Origin of the sequence: Streptomyces ficellus (assembly GCF_030406405.1) — a bacterium.
Lineage (GTDB): Bacteria > Actinomycetota > Actinomycetes > Streptomycetales > Streptomycetaceae > Streptomyces > Streptomyces ficellus_B.
Genome location: NZ_JAUEPL010000002.1, coordinates 204,405 through 226,088, shown reverse-complemented (window position 1 = coordinate 226,088; position 21,684 = coordinate 204,405). Strand labels below are relative to the sequence as shown.

12 protein-coding genes are annotated in these 21,684 nt (G+C 71.4%); 3 read left to right on the top strand and 9 right to left on the bottom strand.

Annotated features, from left to right (window positions below):
- Positions 1-4 precede the first annotated feature (4 nt).
- Both QWM81_RS02400 and QWM81_RS02395 read left to right on the top strand, forming a co-directional pair.
- The gene (locus tag QWM81_RS02400) at positions 5-2,308 is read left to right on the top strand and encodes an ABC transporter permease (RefSeq protein ID WP_290109719.1); all 2,304 of its coding nucleotides are present in this window, start codon (positions 5-7) and stop codon (positions 2,306-2,308) included.
- A gap of 58 nt (positions 2,309-2,366) precedes the next feature.
- Positions 2,367-2,891 (top strand): thermonuclease family protein, encoded by a 525-nt coding sequence (locus tag QWM81_RS02395; RefSeq protein ID WP_290109718.1) that lies wholly within the window; start codon positions 2,367-2,369, stop codon positions 2,889-2,891.
- A gap of 4 nt (positions 2,892-2,895) precedes the next feature.
- On the opposite strand, the gene QWM81_RS02390 is transcribed toward QWM81_RS02395, so the two are convergent.
- The 3 genes from QWM81_RS02390 to QWM81_RS02380 form a co-directional block, all read right to left on the bottom strand.
- A complete protein-coding gene (locus QWM81_RS02390; RefSeq protein ID WP_290109717.1) occupies positions 2,896-3,384 on the bottom strand; it encodes a glutathione peroxidase in 489 nt (162 codons plus the stop codon).
- A gap of 82 nt (positions 3,385-3,466) precedes the next feature.
- A complete protein-coding gene (locus QWM81_RS02385) occupies positions 3,467-4,333 on the bottom strand; it encodes an acyl-CoA thioesterase (RefSeq protein WP_290109716.1) in 867 nt (288 codons plus the stop codon).
- Positions 4,334-4,372: 39 nt separating this feature from the next.
- A complete protein-coding gene (locus QWM81_RS02380; RefSeq protein ID WP_290109715.1) occupies positions 4,373-6,886 on the bottom strand; it encodes a DEAD/DEAH box helicase in 2,514 nt (837 codons plus the stop codon).
- A 121-nt stretch (positions 6,887-7,007) separates the two neighbouring features.
- On the opposite strand from QWM81_RS02380, the gene QWM81_RS02375 reads away from it, so the two are divergent.
- Complete coding sequence (locus tag QWM81_RS02375; RefSeq protein WP_290109714.1) at positions 7,008-7,799, top strand: metal-dependent hydrolase; 792 nt, start codon at positions 7,008-7,010, stop codon at positions 7,797-7,799.
- Between the two features lie 171 nt (positions 7,800-7,970).
- On the opposite strand, the gene QWM81_RS02370 is transcribed toward QWM81_RS02375, so the two are convergent.
- From QWM81_RS02370 to QWM81_RS02345, 6 genes are all read right to left on the bottom strand, one after another.
- Positions 7,971-11,681: a hypothetical protein gene (locus tag QWM81_RS02370; RefSeq protein WP_290109713.1), complete on the bottom strand. Its 3,711-nt coding sequence runs from the start codon at positions 11,679-11,681 to the stop codon at positions 7,971-7,973.
- Positions 11,681-13,291 carry a hypothetical protein gene (locus tag QWM81_RS02365; protein WP_290109712.1) on the bottom strand — a complete coding sequence of 537 codons (1,611 nt, stop codon included), beginning with the start codon at positions 13,289-13,291 and terminating at the stop codon, positions 11,681-11,683. The genes QWM81_RS02370 and QWM81_RS02365 overlap by 1 nt, the downstream gene beginning before the upstream one ends.
- Before the next feature lie 618 nt (positions 13,292-13,909).
- Positions 13,910-15,700, bottom strand: coding sequence for an ABC transporter ATP-binding protein (locus tag QWM81_RS02360; protein WP_290109711.1), 1,791 nt, complete (start codon positions 15,698-15,700; stop codon positions 13,910-13,912).
- Complete coding sequence (locus QWM81_RS02355; RefSeq protein ID WP_290109708.1) at positions 15,697-17,469, bottom strand: ABC transporter transmembrane domain-containing protein; 1,773 nt, start codon at positions 17,467-17,469, stop codon at positions 15,697-15,699. Before QWM81_RS02355 ends, QWM81_RS02360 begins: the two co-directional genes overlap by 4 nt.
- A 660-nt stretch (positions 17,470-18,129) precedes the next feature.
- Positions 18,130-21,054 carry an FAD-binding and (Fe-S)-binding domain-containing protein gene (locus QWM81_RS02350; RefSeq protein WP_290109706.1) on the bottom strand — a complete coding sequence of 975 codons (2,925 nt, stop codon included), beginning with the start codon at positions 21,052-21,054 and terminating at the stop codon, positions 18,130-18,132.
- Positions 21,055-21,161: 107 nt separating this feature from the next.
- Positions 21,162-21,611: a MarR family winged helix-turn-helix transcriptional regulator gene (locus QWM81_RS02345; RefSeq protein ID WP_290109705.1), complete on the bottom strand. Its 450-nt coding sequence runs from the start codon at positions 21,609-21,611 to the stop codon at positions 21,162-21,164.
- Positions 21,612-21,684: the final 73 nt, after the last annotated feature.

Sequence of the window (21,684 nt, the reverse complement as noted above, 5' to 3'; positions counted from 1 at the left end):
GGCGATGCGGGCCATGCTGCGCTGGGCGCACGCCGATCTGCGCACCCACCGGGGCGAGGCGTTGTTCATCGTCGCCGCCACCGCCGGGATCGTCGCGTCCCTGCTGCTGGCGACCGCGCTGTTCGGATACGCCACCAACCCGTGGCAGCGGGTCTTCACCCAGTCCCGGGGCGCCCATGTCTGGATCCACACCGGGGCCGGCGCCGACTCCGGCCGGCTCGCCGCCCTCTCCGCCCTCGACGGCGTCGACGCCGTCTCCGGCCCGTACCGTACCGCCGCCGCCACCGTCGCCACCGCCGCCTCACGCGGCGCCCGCGCGGGCGTGGAGCTGCGAGCGGCCGGCGCCGAACCGCCCGCGACGGGCCGCCCCCTGATCACGGCCGGCCGCTGGCTGGACCCCGCCGCCCCGCACGGCGTCGTCCTGGAAGCTTCCCTGGCCCGCGCCCTGTGGGCCGAGCCCGGTGACCGGCTCGACCTCGCGGGCCGTACGGTGACCGTCCTGGGCGTCGCCGAGACCGCCGAGCGCCGCTACCGCCCCGGCGAACGGCCCGGCACCGTCTGGGCCCTGCCGCGCGCCCTGCCCGAGGACCGCACCGGCGGCCAGGTCGTCGGACTGCGGCTCGCCGACCCCGACGACACCGATTACACGGTCCAGCGCGCCGTCACCACGCTCGGCTCGGGCGCCGTCACGGACGTGAGCACCTGGCAGCAGGCCCGCGCCGAGGCGCAGGGCGACACCAAACTGCTCGGCCAGGTCCTCGGGCTCTTCGGCCTCGGCGCCCTCATCGCCGCCGCGCTCGCGGTGTTCGGCGCCATCAGCACACGCGTGCGCGGCCACCTCCGGGACATCTCCGTCCTCAAGGCCGTCGGCTTCACCCCCGGCCAGGTCGTACGGATCTTCCTCGTCCAGCACCTGGCGTTCGCCGTGTTCGGCGCCGCCCTGGCCGTGCTGCTCGTGCGGACGCTGGGCGCCCGCCTGCCGGGCCGGCTCGGTGACGCCGTCCAGGTCTGGCAGGGCCTGCCGGGCCACCTCCCGGCCCTCCTGCTCGTCCCGGTCGCGGCCGTGCTGTTCATCGGGGCGGCCACCTGCCTCGCCGCCTGGCGGGCGGGCCGCGTACCGCCCGTACCGGTACTGCCGCCGGCCGCCGCCCCGGGCGGCGGCCTGTCCGGCGCGGCCAGGAAGGCACTCGCGCTGCGCGTACCGCCCGCGCTGGTCCTCGGCTGGCACCGTGCCTTCGGGCGGGGGCGCCGCGCCCCGGCCACCATCGTGCGCCTGGCCCTGCCGCTGCTGCTGATCACCGTGGCGCTCGGCGCCTGGACGACCATCGAACGGTTCCACAGCCGCCCCGAGCAGCTCGGCCTCGCCGCCGCCCTCACCGCCCGCCCCGACGCCACGCTCACCGACCGCGAGGCGACCGCGCTGCTCAGGGGCAACCCTCACGTCACCGCCGCCCACCCCGGCCTGGAGGTCGCCGCCCTGGTGCCCGGCCAGACCGGCACCATCGCGCTGCGCGGCCTCGGTACCCGCGCCCAGCCCTACCCGTACTCCATCGCCGAGGGCCGCCCGGCCCACGGCCCCGACGAGGCCGTCGCCGGGCAGGGCCTGCTCGACCTGCTCGGCGCCCGCGTCGGCGACTGGGTACGGCTCACCGTCGGCGGCCACCCGCAGGTCCTGCACATCGTCGGCCGCAGCATCGAACCGGAGAACGGCGGCCGGGTGATCTCCACCTCGCTCGACACCCTCCGCGAGAACGACCCCGGCCTGCGCCCCACCCTCTACCAGCTCCAGCTGCGCCCCGGCGCCGACCCGCGCACGGTGAGCACCGAACTCGCCGACGCATCCGGGGGCCGACTGGACATCCACGAGGTCACCAGCCCGGCCGACCGCCTCTCCGCGCTGCGCGGCCTCGTCGCCGGACTGATCGCCGTCCTCGCCCTCATCGGCCTCACCGAGCTGTCCACCGCCATCGGCGGCACCGTCCGGGACGGCGAACGCGACCTGCTCGCCCTGAAGGCCATCGGCCTGTCCCCCCGCCAGATCACCGCGGTCACCGTCACGGCCCTCGGCTGCACGGCCCTGGCCGCCGCACTCGCCGCCACCGTCATCGGCGTGCCCCTCGCGAACTGGCTGATCGACCGTGAGGGCCACGCCAGCGGCATCGGCGCCGGTATCGCCCACGCCCCGCCCCTGCCCCACCTCCTGGCCCTGACCGCGGCCGCCGTCCTCGGCGCGGTCGCCCTCGCCGCCCTCCCCGCCGCCCACGCGGCCCGTCGCCGCCTCGCGGACACCCTGAGCGCGGCCGCCTGACCCCCCCGGGCGGTGCTGTACTGGGGAGGACGGAAACCCCGCTGAGAGGGGGCGCGCCATGCACCCTTCCCCCCGCAGCCGGACCACCGCCGCGCTGGCCTCGGCCGCCGTCGTCCTGGGCCTCGGAACCATGGCCCCCACCACAGAGGCGGACCAGCCCGACACCAGGCAGCGCGGACCGGTCGTGCTCCGCGTCATCGACGGTGACACCGTCGAGGTACGGGGCGACGGCCGGGTCATCCCGGACGGCGCCGTCGCCCGCGTACGCCTGCTGGAGATCGACACTCCCGAGAGGGGTGAGTGCTTCAGCCACGAGGCCACCGCCCGTACCACCGAACTGCTGCCCATCGGCAGCAGACTGCGCACCGAGCGCGACGTCGAGCTCAAGGACCGGTTCGACCGGTACCTGCTCTACGTGTGGAACGAGCGCGACGTCTTCGTCAACGAGTCGCTGGTACGCAGCGGGCACGCCACGAAAGTCCTGTTCGAGCCCAACGACAAGTACTGGCCCACGATGACCAGGGCCGAGGCAGCCGCACGGCAGGCCGGCGCGGGCCTGTGGTCCGCCTGCCCCGCCCCCTGATACGTCAGCCGACGGGAAGGCCGGCCTCGATCGCCGCCACCAGTTCCGGCGCTTCCGGCTCCGTACGCGGACGGAAGCGCCTGACCTCGCCGCCCGGCGCGATCAGGAACTTCTCGAAGTTCCACTGCACGTCGCCCGCCTCGCCGTCCGCGTCCGCCACCTTCGTCAGCTCCGCGTACAGCGGGTGCCGCCCGGCGCCGTTGACGTCCGTCTTCTCCAGCAGCGGGAACGTCACACCGTACGTCGCCGAGCAGAACGTCCCGATCTCCTCCGCGCTGCCCGGCTCCTGGCCGCCGAACTGGTTGCACGGCACGCCCAGCACGGTGAAGCCCCGGTCGCCGTAAGTCTTCTGGAGCCGCTCCAGGCCCTCGTACTGCGGGGTCAGCCCGCATTTGGAGGCGACGTTGACGACCAGGACCACCTTGTCCTCGTACTCGGCCAGGGACGTGCGGTCACCGGACAGGGTGTGCAGCGGAATGTCGTACAGGCTCATGCGGAACTCCTTGTAAGGGGACAGCGACTTAAGGGGACAACGGCTCAGGGGAACGACGGCTCAGGGGAACAACGGCACCAGGCTAGTGGCGGCGGAACAGGCCCTCCTGCACCACCGACACCAGCAGCCGCCCCTCGCGGTCGTAGATCCGGCCACGCGCCAGGCCACGGCCGCCCGTCGCGATCGGGGACTCCTGGTCGTACAGGAACCATTCGTCCGTACGGAACGGGCGGTGGAACCACATCGCGTGGTCCAGCGACGCCATGTCGAACCCGCGCGGGCCCCACAAGGGCTCGACCGGGATGCGGACCGCGTCGAGCAACGTCATGTCGGAGGCGTACGTCAGCGCGCAGGTGTGGACCAGCGGGTCGTCGCCCAGCGGGCCCACCGCGCGCATCCACACCGCGCTGCGCGGGTCCGCCTCCTTGACCTCCTCCTGCGTCCAGCGCAGCCGGTCGACGTACCGGATGTCGAACGGCTGGCGCCGGGCCATCCGCTCCAGGGCCTCCGGCAGCGCGCCCAGGTGCTCACGGATCTCGTCCGTGACCGACGGGAGCGACTCCGGCGGCGGGAAGTCCAGGCGCGGCGGCAACTGGTGCTCGAAGCCCGCCTCCTCCGGCTGGTGGAACGACGCCGTGAGGTTGAAGATCGTCTTGCCCCGCTGGATCGCGGTGACCCGGCGGGTGGTGAACGACCGGCCGTCCCGCACCCGTTCGACCTGGTACACGATCGGCAGGCCCGGGATGCCGGGTCGCAGGAAGTACGCGTGCAGTGAGTGCACCGGCCGGTCCCCGTCCGTGGTGCGCCCCGCCGCGACCAGGGCCTGACCGGCGACCTGGCCGCCGAAGACCCGTTGCAGGGACTCCTGGGGGCTGGCGCCACGGAAGATGTTGACCTCGATCTGCTCCAGGTCGAGCAGGTCGACGAGCCTTTCGGCGGGGTTCGTCACGAGCACTCCTTACAGCCGACTGACTGAGAGCTCGCCGGCTTACAGCTGGCCGACGTCGGTCACGCGGACGATCGCCCGGCCCTCCTCGTCCGAGGCCGCCAGGTCCACCTCCGCGCTGATGCCCCAGTCATGGTCGCCGTTCGGGTCGGCGAAGGTCTGCCGGACGCGCCACAGGTTGTGCTCCGGATCCTCCTCGATCGACAGCAGCTTCGGGCCGCGCGCGTCCGGGCCGGTGCCCAGATCCTCGTACTCCTCCCAGTACGCGTCCATCGCCTCCGCCCACGCGTCCGCGTCCCACCCGGACTCGGCGTCCATCTCGCCCAGTTCGCCGAACCGGTCCAGCGCGGCCAGCTCGACCCGGCGGAACATCGCGTTGCGCACGAGCACCCGGAAGGCGCGGGCGTTGGCCGTGACCGGCTTGACCTGGTCGGCCTTCTCCTGTGCCTCCTCGGCCGTCTCGACCTCCGGATTGGCGAGCTGCTCCCACTCGTCGAGCAGCGAGGAGTCCACCTGCCGGACCATCTCGCCCAGCCAGGCGATGAGATCCTCCAGGTCCTCGGTCTTCAGGTCGTCGGGGATGGTGTGGTCCAGCGCCTTGTAGGCGCCGGCGAGGTAGCGCAGCACGATGCCCTCGGTGCGGGCGAGCTGGTAGAAGGACGTGAACTCCGTGAACGACAGGGCGCGTTCGTACATGTCACGGATGACGGACTTCGGCGAGACGGGGTGGTCGCCGACCCACGGGTGGGACTTCTTGTACGTGTTGTACGCGTGCCACAGCAGCTCTTCCAGCGGCTTCGGATACGAGATGTCCGCCAGCCGCTCCATCCGCTCCTCGTACTCGACGCCGTCCGCCTTCATCGCGCCGACCGCCTCGCCACGCGCCTTGTTCTGCTGGGCGGCGAGGATTTGGCGCGGGTCGTCCAGCGTCGACTCCACGACCGAGACCATGTCCAGGGCGTACGAAGGGGACTCCGGGTCCAGCAGGTCGAAGGCGGCCAGCGCGAACGTCGACAGCGGCTGGTTGAGTGCGAAGTCCTGCTGGAGGTCCACGGTCAGGCGGATCCTGCGGCCCTCGGCGTCGGGCTCGTCCAACTGCTCCACGACCCCGCCGTCCAGCAGCGAGCGGTAGATCGCGATGGCGCGCCTGATGTGCCGCAGCTGGTTCTTGCGCGGCTCGTGGTTGTCCTCCAGGAGCCGGCGCATCGCCCGGAAGGCGTCGCCGGGGCGGGCGATGACCGACAGGAGCATGGTGTGCGTGACCCGGAAGCGGGAGGTCAGCGGCTCCGGATCGGAGGCGATCAGCTTCTCGAAGGTGTTCTCGGTCCAGCCGACGAAACCCTCCGGCGCCTTCTTCCGCACCACCTTCCGGCGCTTCTTCGGGTCGTCGCCCGCCTTGGCGAGGGCCTTCTCGTTCTCGATGACATGCTCGGGCGCCTGCGCGACCACGAACCCGGCCGTGTCGAAGCCCGCGCGCCCGGCCCGGCCCGCGATCTGGTGGAACTCACGGGCGCGCAGGGTGCGCACCCGGTTGCCGTCGTACTTGGTGAGCGCCGTGAACAACACCGTACGAATCGGGACATTGACCCCGACGCCCAGGGTGTCCGTGCCGCAGATGACCTTCAGCAGACCCGCCTGGGCCAGCTTCTCCACCAGGCGCCGGTACTTCGGCAGCATGCCCGCGTGGTGCACGCCGATGCCGTGCCGCACATACCGCGAGAGGTTCTTGCCGAACGTGGTGGTGAAGCGGAAGTTGCCGATCAGCTCGGCGATCTTGTCCTTCTCCTCGCGCGAGCACATGTTGATGCTCATCAGCGACTGCGCCCGCTCCACCGCCTGCGCCTGTGTGAAGTGCACGATGTAGACCGGCGCCTGCTTGGTTTCGAGCAGCTCGGTCAGCGTCTCGGTGATGGGCGTGAGCCGGTACTCGTACGACAGCGGGACCGGCCGCGTCGCCGAGCGGACCACCGAGGTGGGGCGGCCGGTGCGGCGCGTGAGGTCCTTCTCGAACATCGAGACGTCGCCGAGCGTCGCCGACATCAGGACGAACTGCGCCTGCTCCAGCTCCAGCAGCGGGATCTGCCAGGCCCAGCCGCGGTCGGGCTCGGCGTAGAAGTGGAACTCGTCCATCACGACCTGGCCGATGTCGGCGTCCTTGCCGTCGCGCAGGGCGATCGACGCCAGCACCTCCGCCGTGCAGCAGATGACGGGCGCGTCGGCGTTCACGGACGCGTCGCCGGTCAGCATGCCGACGTTCTCGGTCCCGAAGAGCTTGCACAGGTCGAAGAACTTCTCCGACACCAGCGCCTTGATCGGCGCGGTGTAGAAGGTCACCTGGTCGTTCGCCAGGGCCGTGAAGTGCGCACCCGCCGCCACCAGGCTCTTTCCCGAGCCGGTGGGGGTGGACAGGATCACGTTCGCCCCGGACACCACCTCGATCAGCGCCTCCTCCTGGGCCGGATACAGGGTGATGCCCCGCTCCTCGGCCCATGAGGAGAAGGCCTCGAAGAGGGCATCGGGGTCGGCATCCGGCGGCAGCTGATCGATAAGGGTCACGCCCCCATCTTGCCTGGCCCACGTCCGGAAGCGGGAACCGGCCGTTCGGACGAAGATCACGAACGGTAGGCTGTTCCGTCAACGGGGTGCAGGACAAGAGCAAACGGGGCGGGGCACGCACATGATGGGACCGGCGCACTCACTCTCCGGGGCGGCCGCGTGGCTGGGAGTGGGGGCCGCGACCGCCGCCGCCGGCCACCCGATGCCCTGGCCGGTGCTCGTCGTCGGGGCGCTGATCTGCGCGGGCGCCGCGCTCGCGCCCGACCTCGACCACAAGTCGGCGACCATCTCGCGGGCCTTCGGACCGGTCTCGCGGGGGCTGTGCGAGATCGTCGACAAGCTCTCGTACGCCGTCTACAAGGCCACCAGGACGAGGGCCGACGCCCGCAGGAGCGGTGGTCACCGCACGCTCACGCACACCTGGGTGTGGGCCGTGCTGTGCGGCGCGGGCGCGTCGGTGCTGGCCATCACGGGCGGCCGGTGGGCGGTCCTCGCGATCCTGTTCGTGCACCTGGTGCTGGCCGTGGAGGGTCTGCTGTGGCGGGCCGCCCGGATGTCCAGCGACATCCTGGTGTGGCTGCTGGGCGCGACCAGCGCCTGGATACTGGCGGGGGTCCTGGACAAGCCGGGCAACGGCTCGGACTGGCTGTTCACCGCGCCCGGGCAGGAGTACCTGTGGCTGGGTCTGCCGATCGTGCTCGGCGCGCTCGTCCACGACATCGGCGACGCCCTGACCGTCTCGGGCTGCCCGATCCTGTGGCCCATCCCGGTCGGGCGCAAGCGCTGGTACCCGGTCGGCCCGCCGAAGGGCATGCGGTTCAGGGCGGGCAGCTGGGTGGAGCTGAAGGTGCTGATGCCGGCGTTCATGCTGCTGGGCGGGGTGGGCGGGGCGGCGGCCCTGAACGTCATCTGACCCTCCCGCTCGGCCCGCAGCCCCCGCCGCTTCGGTGCTCACCCGGGGTCGGGCCGAGTACCCGTGGCCGTACGCGGGCCTCGGGGCCCCGGGGCCTGTTCCCGACCGTGACGATCGGCCGGTGGACCTCCGGCCCGCCTGTCGGCGCGGAAGTCCACCGGCAATGAGTGATCAGCCGCCGACGTTGATGGCGGACAGCACCTCCGGCACCTTGATCGTAAGACTGCGAGCGAAGGTGATGCCGCCGCCGCCCAGCTTGCCGGAGACCAAGCCCACCGCTGAGACCTCCGGCTGCTCCATGGCGAGCCCGATCCCCTCGGTCGCGCCGCCGATGTTGGACAGGACGTCGGCGGCCCACACCGCCGCGTTCTTCTCGCCCGCCAGACCGTTCGCCACCAGGAGGCAGGCCAGCGTCGTGACGTCGCAGGCTGCCTTTCCGCCGCCCTTCACCGGATTCGTCATCCCGAACTGCTTCACCAGCAGGGACCCCAGGGCCGTGCACCAGGCCACGCCCCGCAGCGTGGTGACCGCCGCGTCCTGGCCCGGTTTGGGGAAGGGAACGGTGCCGGCCTGCTTGAGAAGGCCGCACCCCAGTGCGCCGTAGGTGAGCATCATGCCCGGCTTGTACTCGGGATCGTTCTCCTTGCCCAGCCAGGAACCGATGGAGATCAGTCCCCCGATCGCCGAGGCGAATGCCGCGACCGCCCCGCCCCAGCGGGCGTACTCGAAGACGAAGTTGTCGTAGCCGCTCTCGGATGAGGCGGGCTCCTGTGCTGTGCCGCCCGGCGTGCTCGCGGTCGTGGCCGCGGCGACCGCGGACGCGTACGGCATCGGTGCGCCGCCGGCGGCAGCCGCATCAGTGAGGGTGTGTGCTTCCGCCACCCGGCCGGTGGCATAGGCGTATGCCTTCGCGACGGAGCCCTCCTCAGTGAGGATGGCGCTGCCGGCTTGGCTGAACGGCGGCTCCTGGCCCGCGATGCGGTAGATCTCGACCATGGGCAGGGCGATCAACAGGGACAGACCGTTGGCGAGCGTGCACTTTTCCTCGTCTCCGAGCAGGCCGGAGACGAACTCGTAGAAATCGGAGAGGAAGGGCAGTTCGACAGGCTTGCCCAGCTGTTCCTTCACGGCGGTGAGCACGTCCTCGACCAGGTCGAGCAGCGCCTCCGCCACCTTCTCCAGATCGTCGAGGAGACCGACCGCGACGCCGATCGCGGTGGAGCGGGCCGTGGCGACCGCGGCGTCCGGGTCGCCGAGAAACCGCGTCAGCACGGCGGCCTCGGCCGCCGCTCCGGTGACGACCCCTTCGGCCAGCTTGATCAGGGCCGGGCCGACTTCCTTCGTGAAAGTGCCGAACACGCGGTCCTGGCCCCCGGAGTCGCCGTCGAACAGGCCGCCGAACAGTGACTGGTAGACGGAGAAGCCGCACGCCGCCACGTTCGTGATCCCGGCGAGCACGCCGTCACCGGCGCCGCCGGGCTGCTGCCGGGGCTGGATGCCGCCCGCCTCACCAGCCTCTCCCGCCTTGGTCAGGCTCTCCCTCACTGCGCCGAGCTCCCGGCGGATGGCAGCACGCCACCCTTCGATGTCCTCCCTGACACAGGTGGCCAGGGCGTCGGCCGCCGAGGTCATCATCCGGGACAGCACTTTGTGCGTGGCCCAGATGTCGTCCCAGCCGAAGAGGTGGCCCAGCCAAGCGATGATCTTCGTCAGGTCGATGCCCACGAGCTTGAGGACCGAGTTGAGGGCCTTGAACACCGCCGCCGCGGTCTGGAGAACGACACGGAAGACCTTGCCCGCGATGTCGATGACGCAGGACAGGGCCTGTCCGACCGACTTCACCACGACCCGGAAACCCTGCTTGAGGACGTCCCATCCCTGCTCGCAGAGGCGCCCGAAGTCGTGCAGGGCGTCGCCCAGCGTCGCGATCGGGTCGTCCCAGAAGTCCGCGGCGTAGACGTCCTGGTCGTGGCCCATGCGCACCCTGCCGTCCGTCACCGTGAGGCAGAGGGCGAAGTCGGCGGGCAGGGCGCGCGGCTCGATGGCGTCCACGTGGGTGGGCGCGGTGCCGTCCTGCGTACCGGTGTCGACGGAGGAGAAGAGCGCGTCACCGTCCGGGCCCGCGTGTGTGCCCGCTGCCTGGACGAGTTGGCGGAGCGCATCGGCGACGGCGTCCACGCTCTTGGCGTCCACCTGGTCGTCCAGTACCGGCTTGTTCTCCGCGGTCCTGGCGTTACGCAAATCCTGCCCGCTGGTGACGGCGGCGAGCCCCTTCCTGACCCTTCCGTTCGGCCAGACGTTGAGTGTGCCGCTGAACGCTTCCGAGGTGAGATGAAGGACGGGTGGAGCGATATCGGCGGCGAGGGAGAGGAACGTGAGGTTCCCGAGGGCGTCGGTGGGGAGGGGCACCGGCTCGTGCGGACCGAGTGCGTGCAGGACACCGTTGACCGTGAGGTAGGTCCACTCGGATGCCCGCACCTCCACTGTCTGCCGGACCAGCGGATTGCCGGCCGCGTCCTGGAAGTGGACGTGGGAGGTGAAGGTGTCCGCCTGCTGGATCATGCCGTTACGTCCGGTGAGGAGGGGGCGCCGCTGCCACAGTGTGGAGCCAGGGTCCTGCCACAGGTGGGTGACGGCCGGGCCGGAGCCCGCGGTGCCGCCTTCGACGAGGAACACCTCGTTGGCGCACCGCTGCCGGTTGCGGATCGGCGCGATGTGCAGGGCCCGGTCACTGAAGGTGATCGGTGGGGCCCAGGTGATGCCATGGTCGCCGCGGACGCCGTGGACGTAGACCAGCTTCTCCTGTTCGCACAGTGCCCACACAGCCACGCCGGTGCTGTCCTCGGCGACGGTGACCTGGTGTGCGTCCGTGACCTGGTCGGTGACGGATTGCCAGGTGGACCCGCCGTTCGGGAAGACCACGATGCCCTCGTTGTGGGCGGCGTACAGGTCGGAGACCGGCCGGCCCCTCTGCCGGCGGGAGACGGCGCTGATGGCGGTGTAGCGCCACGAGGACGGGACCGGCCGGTCGCCGCCGTCGTACCCGGGGCTGAAGTCGTAGGTCAACGCGGGGTTGTCGACCGCCGTGGCTTCCAGAGTCTGCCCGTCGCCCAGCGGGTACAGGTACCAGAAGACCCTGCGGTGGTGGACGTAGCCGACGGTCACGTCGAGCACGCCGTGCGGATTGGTGACCGTCTCCGGGAACTTCAGCGGGACGGCGTCGGAGCCCGGGCGTGATACCTGGTAGTAGGACTTCACCGCCTCCTTGTCGTCGGCGGACGCCTCTCCCGTGGTGCCGATGACGGTGACGAAGGGCTGTTCGGCGTCGTCTCCGGTACCGCCGTCCTCGGTGCTGCCCATGCGGATGTTCTGGGCGCGGAAGGCGGGGTCGAAGCCCTGGACGTGCGTGGTCTTGGCGCGAAAGCCGCTCCAGTCGGCCGAGGAGTCGGACAGCCTCGCCGCGAGGAAGAGGTCCGTGCCGTTCGCGCCCTGGCGGGTCATGGCCAGCGCGACGGTGATCCTCCCGTGAGAGTCCTGGACGGCATCGAAGGCCGTCACCTCGCCGTGCGTGTCGAAACCGGAGGTGAGGTCGGTCAGGGACCAGCCGCTGGCCGTGCCCGGCGCGACCCTGAGCAGTCGCAGCTTTCCATCGGTCCCGACGGTGAACAGCATCGGGTTGCCGCCGGTGTCCTGAACGGCCAAGGAGTCGCGGGTCGGTTCGATCGGCGATCCGGGCAGCCGGTTCTTCATGAGCTCGCAGGAGACCGTGGCGCCGATCTTCTGGCCGTTCCTGGAGCCGGCACCGGTCAGTTCCAGGCGGTCGATGGGCACGGCCGAGCCCTCTGGTGCGGGCTGACCGGACTTCTGCGCGCTGCCGCTCATCAGTGCTCCCCCTTGTAGGTCAGCTCCAGCGAGACATTCCCCTGCCCGTCGATGTCGACGGCACCGAAGCTGAAGACGCGGCCGGCGGGCAGTACGACCGTGCCGGAGATGGTGTCGCCGAAGGTGGCCATGGCGGTCTGGAGATCCCCGATCTCGGGAACGTCGTCCAGGATGGATTTCAGGATGTCGCCCCCCATCAATGCGTCGATGGCCATGGCCAGGGGATTCATCGCCTCGGCGAAGAGGTCGATCCACTTGTAGCTGTTCGCGCAGTCGTTGCTGCCCGGCTCGTTCTTGACCGTGTGCGAGAAGTCATGGCTGACCGTGATCGTGGGCCTGCCCTCCGCGTCTTTCTCCGGTGGGGCCAGGGTGACGGTGCCGTTCCAGTCGACCGTGACGGTGTGCCAGGTCTTCGCTGTGCAGGTCAGCTCGTGTTTGGTCGTCTCCTTGTACGCCATCACCGTCCCGCTCAGCGAGACCACTGCCTTGCCGCTGTCCTGCTTGAAGGAGACGTCGAAGGTGTTCTTGTACTGGTCGTCGCCAGTGGTGACGTCGGAGATGGTGAAGGAGTAACCGGTCCCCGTCGCTTTGATCCCGTCCTTGTACTCGTTTCCCTCCTCCACGTTGACGTGACCGGAGAGCTGCTGATGGATCTGCGTCCGCAGACCGTCGTAGACGGGCTTGAGGATGAGCGGTTCGACGAGGTCCGCGAAGCCGACGGTCATCCGGGCCCCGCCCTGCTCCTTGCCGGTCAGCCAACTCGTGTCGAAGATCTGCGGGCTCCCGCTGATCTTCTTGCCTCGCAGCTTGGTGACGAGCACGAAGTTCACGGCATTCAGGGTCGGGTCCCGTTTGTCGTGGTACATCGTGAACGTCGTGCCGGTCGGCAGCAGGCCGTCCGGCACGTTGCCGGATGTCTTCAGCGCCGTCCCTGGTGGCGCGTATCCGAGGACGTAGGGATTGTTCGCGCTCTTCATCTGCCGGAGGTATCCACCGAGCAGGGTTGCGAACTGAGTGGTCAGTCCGGCGTCTTTGGAGCCCTGCACGATCGTGAAGTCGGGATCCCAGTTGATGAGCTGCGCGGTTTGGAAGTCGACGAAGAGGTGCCTCACCTGGAACATGTCGTCGGTAAATTTGGAGAGCTGGTCGGCCACCGGCTGCGGAAGCTTGCGGACCCCGTCTTCTCCCAGATTCTGCAGATCCAGATTGACGCCGACACCGTACTTCCAGCCTGCCATTGAATAGGTGTCCAGCTTGGGTGCCCAGATCGGCCCCGACCACAGAGCGGCGTTCCCGCCCCTGAAGGTCATCCGGAACGACACCTCGCCCCCGCTCTTGGGGATGTAGATGCTGGGCTCGAAAGTGCCGTCGATGTAGCTGAATGTGTTTTCCTTGGGATTGCTGCTGATTTCTGGAGGCTGTGCGTCACCTTCGAGAATTTGGTATGTGGTGGATCCGTCCTCCGCGTGCTGGGCGACGACGGCAAGCCGGGAGGGGATGCAGCGCTCTGCGTCGTCCAGGTTCTGGAGATCGATGAGCTGCTGGTTGATGACGTCCTCCTTGATGGACACCACCATGTCGTAGCTGCTGAAGATGTCGGTGTTCTTCACGGTCAACTCCCCCTGACGTCTCTGATGTGCTTCCTTGGATTTCCTTTCTGGTGCACGCGGCCGAGTACACGCGGCTGACAGGGCACATCGTCAGCTGCGGGCAGTCAGGCAACAGAGGCCATGAGAGCACGGCTCCGATAATGCCGCATTCCCCCGTACGGGTGAGCGCATGGAGGGCGCACAGAAGCACGCCATTCTCCGCTGCTTTCGGCCTGCCTTCGCGGAATGCGGGATTCTTGAGTTGCTCCTGCGAGAAGAATCGATTAATCCCTTGAAGCGTACGGGTATTGCCTACCCCTTAAGGATCATCCACATGGTGGTGACGAAGGCTGGTCCGGCGTGGTGAAGGTGTGAACAGGCCATCCACTGCCGACGTGGCCGGAAAGCGTAGCTTTCGGGCCCCATGGTGGGTGAGTCGAATTCCGTCAGGTCTGGTTCGGTGGCGCGTGGTTGTGATGGCGTGCGCTGATGTACGCGCGGCAAGGGCGGCAATGACTCCGCGGCCCTCGGCCCAGCCGGCTCCGAGTGCCGGGGCCTTCCGCCCGCACTGCGTACGGCCGTGCCGGCGCAGTCGCGGACGCCGCGGCCTAGGGCCTCGGGCCTTGGGCCCGCCCCGCGTTACCCGTGCCAGGACCGCCACAGCGCCGCGTAGGCGCCGTCCGCCGCCACCAGGTCGTCGTGGCTGCCGAGTTCGGTGATCCGGCCGCCCTCGACGACGGCGATCACGTCCGCGTCGTGGGCCGTGTGCAGGCGGTGCGCGATCGCGACGACCGTGCGGCCCTCCAGGACGCGCGCCAGGGACCGTTCCAGGTGCCGGGCCGCGCGCGGGTCCAGCAGGGACGTCGCCTCGTCCAGCACCAGGGTGTGCGGGTCGGCCAGCACCAGGCGGGCCAGCGCGATCTGCTGGGCCTGCGCCGGGCTCAGCGCCAGGCCGCCCGAGCCGACCTCGGTGCCGAGCCCGTCGTCCAGCGCCCGCGCCCACCCGTCCGCGTCCACCGCGCCGAGCGCCGCCCACAGCTCCACGTCCGTGGCGCCCGCCCTGGCGAGCAGCAGGTTGTCGCGGAGCGAGCCGACGAACACGTGGTGCTCCTGGTTGACCAGCGCCACATGCTCCCGCACCCGCTCGGCCGGCATCCGGGACAGCTCGGCCCCGCCGAGTGTGACCCGCCCGGCGCGCGGCGCGTAGATGCCGGCGAGCAACCGGCCCAGCGTCGACTTGCCCGCTCCCGACGGGCCGACCAGCGCGAGCCGCGTGCCCGGCGCCACGTCCATCGACACCCGGTGCAGCACGTCCACGCCCTCCCGGTAGCCGAAACGCACGTCGTCCGCCCGCACATCGCGCCCGTCCGGCCGTACCGCCGCGTCACCGGCGTCCGGCTCGATCTCCCGGACCCCGACGAGCCGGGCCAGCGACACCTGGGCCACCTGCAACTCGTCGTACCAGCGCAGAATGACCCCGACCGGGTCCACCAGCATCTGCGCCAGCAGCGCCCCCGTGGTCAGCTGCCCCACGCCCATCCAGCCCTTCAGGACGAACACCCCGCCGATCATCAGGACGGCGGCCAGAACCGTGGTGTGGGTGAGGGCGATGACCGGGAAGAGCACCGAGCGCAGGAACAGCGTGTACCTCTCCCACGACGTCCACTCCTTGACCCGCCGGTCGGACAGCGCGATCCGCCGCGCCCCCAGCCGGTGCGCCTCGACCGTGCGGCCCGCGTCGACCGTCTCGGCCAGCACCGCGGCGACCGCCGCGTACCCGGCCGCCTCCGAACGGTACGCCGAGGGCGCCCGCTTGAAGTACCAGCGGCAACCGGCGATCAGCAGCGGCGCGGCCACCAGCACGGCGAGCGCCAGCGGCGGCGCGGTCACCGCGAGCCCGGCGATCAGCAGGCCCGCCCACACCACGCCGATGGCGAGCTGCGGCACCGCCTCCCGCATGGCGTTGGCCAGCCGGTCGATGTCGGTCGTGATCCGGGAGAGGAGGTCGCCGGTGCCCGCCCGCTCCAGTACGCCCGGCGGCAGGCCCACCGCCCGGACGAGGAAGTCCTCGCGCAGATCGGCCAGCATCTCCTCGCCGAGCATCGCGCCGCGCAGCCGCACCAGCCGGACGAACACCGTCTGCACGGCCAGCGCCACCATGAACACGGCGACCGCGCCCGGCAGATGGAGGTCCCGCGCGCCCTCCGCGAGCCGGTCGACCAGCGAACCGAGCAGGTATGGACCGGCCATCGAGGCGATGACCGCGACCGCGTTGACCGCGATGAGCACCGCGAACGCCGTGCGGTGGCGGCGCAGCAGCTCGGTGACGTACGCGCGTACGGTCGCGGCGGTGCCCACGGGCAGCGTCGCCGCGGACCGCGGGGCCGCCGGGTCGTACTCCGGCGGTGCCATGCCGATGACGGCGCTCATGCCGACTCCTCGCTGTCCACAAGGGCTTCCTCTTCGGTCTCGCGCGTGACCACCGCGCGGTAACGCTCATCCGCGGCCAGCAGTTCGCGGTGCGTACCCACCGCCACCGCCTCGCCCTCGTGGACCAGCACCACCCGGTCGGCGAGGTCGAGCAGCAGCGGCGACGAGGCCAGCACCACGGTGGTACGGCCCGTGCGCAGCCGCTGGATACCCGCCGCGACCCGCGCCTCGGTGTGCGAGTCCACCGCCGACGTCGGCTCGTCCAGCACCAGCACCTCCGGGTCGGTGACCAACGACCGGGCCAGCGCCAGCCGTTGCCGCTGCCCGCCGGACAGCGACCGGCCGCGCTCGGTGATCCGGGTGCGCATCGGGTCGCCGCCGGTGTCCACCGACGCCTGCGCCAGCGCGTCCAGCACGTCGCCGCACTGCGCCGCCGCCAGGGCCTGCGCGGCGCTCACCTTCCCGGACGACGGCACGTCCAGCAGCTCGTGCAGGGTGCCGGACAGCAGCACCGGGTCCTTGTCCTGTACGAGGACGGCGGTGCGCGCCGCCTCCAGCGGCAGCTCGTCCAGGGCCACCCCGCCGAGCAGGACGGAGGCCTGCCCGTCCGCCTCCTCGGCCGGGTGGCCGCCGAGCCGGTCGGCGAGCTTCCCGGCGGCGTCGGGGTCGCCGCACACCACGGCGGTGAACAGGCCCGCCGGGGCGAGCAGCCCGGTCACCGGGTCGTACAGGTCCCCGCCCGGCCGCTGGTGCGTGCCGGCCACCGTCGTGGCCGTCCGCGTCAGGGACAGCACCCGCGCCGCGCGTTTCGCGGAGGGCCGCGAGAAGGAGTAGGCCATCGCGACCTCCTCGAAGGTGCGCAGGGGATGATGCGTGAGCGTGACCGCGCCGTACACGGTGACCAGTTCACCGACCGTGATCCGCCCGTCCAGGGCGAGCTTCGCCCCGTACAGCACCACGACGACCAGCAGCAGTCCCGGCAGCAGCACCTGGATGGCCGCGATCAGGGCCCACATACGGGCGCTGCGCACGGCGGCCCGGCGCACCTGCTGGGAGGCTTCGCGGTAGCGGCCGAGGAACAGCTCCTCGCCGCCGATGCCGCGCAGCACGCGCAGGCCGGCGACCGTGTCGGAGGCCAGCTCGGTGGCGCGCCCGGCCTTCTCCCGCTGTTCGTCCGCGCGGCGGGTGGCGCGGGGGAGCAGGGGCAGGGCGGCCAGGGCCAGGACGGGCACGCCGATGGCGACGACGGCACCGAGCGCGGGCTGGTAGATCACCAGGCCGGCACAGACCAGGACCAGTGTGGTGGCCGCGGCGGCGAACCGTGACAGCACCTCCACGAACCAGCCGATCTTCTCGACGTCCCCGGTGGAGACGGCCACCACCTCACCCGCGGCGACCCGCCGCGTCAGGAGCGAGCCCAGCTCGGCGGTCTTGCGGGCCAGCAGTTGCTGGACGCGGGCGGCGGCCGTGATCCAGTTGGTGACGGCGGTGCGGTGCTGCATCGTGTCGCCGATCGCGATGGCCGCACCCAGCAGGGCGCTCAGGACACCGGCGCGGGCGAGGCCCCCGCCGGAGCGGTCGATGACGGCCTGCACAGCGAGGCCGACGCCGAGGGGGAGCCCGGCGATACCGAGGTACAACAGCAGGCCCCACAGCAGGGACTTGACCTGTCCGCCCAACTGGTTGCGGCCCAGCCACAGCAGGAAGCGCGTGCCCGACCTCACGTCGGGATCACCTGGATCGGCGTACGGGAGCTGGTGAATCTGCATGACGTCCCAGGGATCGGGTCGATGGGTGGGCAGCTGCGAGCGGAAGCCGGAAGCCGGGAAGCCGGCAGCCCGGCAGCCGGGAAGCCGGAAGCGGGAAGCCGGCAGCCCGGCAGCCCGGAAGCGGGAAGCCGAACGCCGGCAGCCCCGCAGCCCGGAAGCCGGAGCCGAAGCCGGAAGCCGAAGCCGTGCAAGGTTCGCCCTGCGGACCGATCGGCGGCAATCGATTTTCCGGCGGGACCGGCCGGAACGCGCCACGGTTCAACTCCCGGCCCTGGCGCCGCAAGACCGGCTCCGCCCGGCTTCCCCGACCGTCCCGCCCCGGCCGCCCGCCGAGTCCGGCACCGGCTGGCACCACCCGGTCACCGCCGCACGGCGCCCCGCGCGGCCGTCCGAAACGCGCTCCTGTGAAGTGACCATCGCCCAGGCGCGGTCCACGACGTCACGCCGTACACGTGCGCCTACGCGCCCCCCCGAGGCCAGGGCAGGACGCGGGTTGCGGGCGTCGCACCCGCGCCGGCCGGGCCCCACACCCCGGGGGCGTCAAGCGGGCTTGACCAAGGCCGCCCCGGGCCGCGCCTTCCGCCACCCACCGGGCGTGGCGTCGCAGATCGCCACGCGGCGCGCCCTTCGCCGTGCCGGCCCGGGAGCCCGCAGAGCCCGTCAGGGGCGCGTCGCGCGTTCCAGCTCCAGCAGCGCGGAGTGGTAGCGCCGCCCCGTCGCGTGGTCCATCCCGATCTCGCACATCCGGTTCGCCGAGAGGTACGCGTCGTACGACCGCGTCATCACCTCGGCCGCCTCCCGGGCCGTCGCCGACTCCGTCAGCTCCGGGTGCAGCATCCCCCGGTCACCCGCGAAGGCGCAGCAGCCGGCGTCGTCCGGTACGACGACCTCCTCCGCGCACGCCCGCGCGACCGCCGTCAGCCGGTCCTCGTCGCCGAGGTGCCGCATCGCGCACGTCGGGTGGAGGACCGCCGAACCGGCCTTCCGCCGCACGGTCAGGTGCGGCAGCAGTTCGTCGGCGGCCCACACGACCGAGTCGATCACCGTCAGCTCGGCGTGCAGCTCGCGGTTCCGCTCGCTCAGGTACGGCACCACCTCGCGCGCCAGGCCCAGCGCACACGACGACGCGTCCACGACGAGCGGAAGCCGCCCGCCCGCCGTCCAGCCCCAGGCGGCCTCGACCACCCGGTCGGCCATCACGGCGCTGCCCTCGTCGTACCCCTTGGAGTGCCAGATCGTGGCGCAGCACGTGCCCGCCACATCACCCGGGATCCACACCGGCTTCCCGGCCCGCGCCGACAGCGCGACCACCGCCTGGGGCAGGGACGGCCCCTCGAACCCGTCCGGTTCGCCGAAGACGCGGTTCACACAGGCCGGGTAGTACACGGCGACCGCGCGGGTCCGCTCCGTGGGCGGCAGCTTGGCGGCCGCCGCGCCGGGCAGGGCCGGCAGCCACTCGGGCACCAGGTCGGGCCGTACCACCTTGCGGAGCAGGCCCGTCACCGATGCCGGCAGCCGGTCACCGAACCGGTGCCCGGCGGCCACCGCCAGCCGGGCCGACGCCTCCACCGCCGCGAATCGCCGCGCGGCCAGCGCCGCCATCCGCTCCTCGCGCGCCGAATGCCGCCGGTTGCGGAACCGCTTCATCAGTGCGCCCGTGTCGATCCCCACCGGGCAGGCCAGCTTGCACGTCGAGTCCCCCGCGCAGGTGTCCACCGCGTCATAGCCGTACGCCGCGACGAGGCTGTCCTCGACCGGCGAACCGGGGCTCTGGCGCATCATCTCCCGCCGCAGCACGATCCGCTGACGGGGCGTCGTCGTCACATCCTGGCTGGGACAGGTCGGTTCGCAGAAACCGCACTCGATGCACGGGTCGGCGATCGCCTCCACCCTCGGGACGGTCTTCAGGCCGCGCAGGTGGGCTCTTGGGTCGCGGTCGAGGACGATCCGCGGGGCCAGCACCCCGTCGGGGTCCAGGGCCTGCTTCGTACGCCACATCAGCTCCGTGGCCCTCGGCCCCCACTCCAGCTCCAGGAACGGCGCGATGTTGCGGCCGGTGGCGTGCTCGGCCTTGAGGGAGCCGTCGAAGCGCTCGACGGTCAGCTTGCAGAAGTCGTCCATGAAGGCGGCATAGCGGTCGACGTCGTCCGGATCGGCCGCGTCGAAGGCCAGCAGGAAGTGCAGGTTGCCGTGCGCCGCGTGCCCGGCGACGGCGGCGTCGAAACCGTGCTGCGCCTGGAGGGCGAGCAGCGCCTCGCAGGCCTCGGCCAGCCGCGACGGCGGCACCGCGAAGTCCTCGGTGATCAGCGTCGTCCCGGGCGGGCGGTCGCCGCCGGCCGCGGCGACGAACGCCTTGCGCGCCTTCCAGTAGCCGCCGATGGTCTTGGCGTCCCGGGTGAACTCGTTGCTCACCGACGCCACGGGTGCCACCAGCTCCACATCGGCCAGCACGCGCGCCGCCGCCCCTTCGTACGCCTCTAGGGCCGCCGTGTCCGGTGCCCGGAACTCCACCAGCAGGGCGGTCGTCGGGCCGGGCAGCCGGGCCCAGTCGGCCGGGACGCCCTCCACCCGTACCGAGGCCCGGAGCGTATTGCCGTCCATCAGCTCCACGGCGACCGCCCCCGCCTCGGTGAAGCGCGGTACGGCGGCCGCGGCGGCCGGCAGTGAGGGGAAGAAGAGCAGCGCGGTGGACACCGCGCGGTTCAGCGGCAGGGTGTCGAAGACGACCTCGGAGATGAAGCCGAACGTGCCCTGTGAACCCACCATCAGTCCGCGCAGGATCTCGACGGGCGTCGCACCGTCCACGAAGGCGTCCAGCCGGTAGCCGTTGGTGTTCTTCAGCTCGTACTTGGCGCGGATACGGGCGGTCAGCTCCGGGTCGCCCTCGATCTCCGCCTTGAGGGCGAGCAGTTCCTCACAGAGCGCGGGCTCGGCACGCGCGAGGTCCTCGTCGGCGGCCGGATCACCCGTGTCGACGACCGTGCCGGACGGCAGCACGACGGTGAGCGAGGACACCGTTCGGTACGAATTGTGCGCGGTCCCCGCCGTCATACCGGAGGCGTTGTTGGCCACGACCCCGCCGATCGTGCACGCCACGGCGCTGGCCGGGTCGGGGCCCAGCACCCTGCCGTATCGGGCGAGGGTGGCATTGGCCCGGGCGACGGTGGTGCCGGGGCCGATACGGGCGCGGGCGCCGCCGTCCAGGACCTCGATCCCCGCCCAGTGCCGGCGCACGTCCACCAGGATGTCCTCGCCCTGTGCCTGTCCGTTGAGGCTCGTCCCGGCCGCCCGGAACACCACCTCGCGGCCCTTGCCGTGCGCGTACGACAGGATCGCGGAGATGTCGTCGATGTCCTCGGCCACCACGACGATCTGGGGGACGAAGCGGTACGGGCTCGCGTCCGACGCGTACCTGACGAGGTCGGACACCCGCCACAGCACCTTCTCCTGGCCGAAGAGGGCGGTCAGCTCGTCGCGCAGCCGTCCGGGTGAGCCGTGCGCCAGCAGGTCGGGCACCCGGTCGTGGGCCGGAGCGCGCTTGGCGCCCGGGCGGAGGGCGTCGGGATTGGGCTCCAGCAGCGGCATGGCACGGTCCCCTCGACAGGCGTCATGGGCGTCACAGGCGTCACACGGGTCAGGCGTCACGCGGGTCAGGCGTCACGCCGTCACGGGTGCCACAGACGTCCCACGCGTCAGCAGCGGTGCTCCGGCACTCCGTCGACCAGAGCGGACAGCAGGCCGCCGAGCACCTCGCGCTGTTCGGCGGTCAATGGAGCCAGGATGTCCTCTGCGGCGGCCCGGCGCGCGCTGCGCAACTGCCTCAGCGTGTCCCGCCCCGCGCCGGTGAGCTCGATCCGCACCACCCGGCGGTTGGCCGGATCGGGGACGCGGCGGACGCGGCCACTGGCCTCCAGGCCGTCGACCAGGCTGGTCACCGCACGCGGCACGACCTCCAGGCGGGCGGCGATATCGGCCATGCGCGGCGGCCGGTCGTAGTGCGCCACCGTGCGCAGCAGTCGGGACTGGGCCGGGGTGATCGCTATGTCGGCCGACTCCAGCTGCCGCTTCTGGCTGCGGTGGAGCCGCCGGGTCAGCCGCAGGAGCTGCTCGGCCAGCAGGCCGTCGGCGTCGGGGGAGTTCATGGCCGAATGGTATCAGGACTTAGCTCATTGTGAAGGTAGGTAACAATGAGCTAAGCTCTCAAAGGATCGCCGC

Excerpts from the sequence above, each read along its gene's own strand:
- QWM81_RS02400 (WP_290109719.1), top strand. The coding sequence starts at position 5 with ATGCGGGCCATGCTGCGCTGGGCGCACGCCGATCTGCGCACCCACCGG.
- QWM81_RS02395 (WP_290109718.1), top strand. The coding sequence starts at position 2,367 with ATGCACCCTTCCCCCCGCAGCCGGACCACCGCCGCGCTGGCCTCGGCC.
- QWM81_RS02390 (WP_290109717.1), bottom strand. The coding sequence starts at position 3,384 with ATGAGCCTGTACGACATTCCGCTGCACACCCTGTCCGGTGACCGCACG.
- QWM81_RS02375 (WP_290109714.1), top strand. The coding sequence starts at position 7,008 with ATGATGGGACCGGCGCACTCACTCTCCGGGGCGGCCGCGTGGCTGGGA.
- QWM81_RS02370 (WP_290109713.1), bottom strand. The coding sequence starts at position 11,681 with ATGAGCGGCAGCGCGCAGAAGTCCGGTCAGCCCGCACCAGAGGGCTCG.
- QWM81_RS02360 (WP_290109711.1), bottom strand. The coding sequence starts at position 15,700 with ATGAGCGCCGTCATCGGCATGGCACCGCCGGAGTACGACCCGGCGGCC.
- QWM81_RS02355 (WP_290109708.1), bottom strand. The coding sequence starts at position 17,469 with ATGCAGATTCACCAGCTCCCGTACGCCGATCCAGGTGATCCCGACGTG.
- QWM81_RS02350 (WP_290109706.1), bottom strand. The coding sequence starts at position 21,054 with ATGCCGCTGCTGGAGCCCAATCCCGACGCCCTCCGCCCGGGCGCCAAG.
- QWM81_RS02345 (WP_290109705.1), bottom strand. The coding sequence starts at position 21,611 with ATGAACTCCCCCGACGCCGACGGCCTGCTGGCCGAGCAGCTCCTGCGG.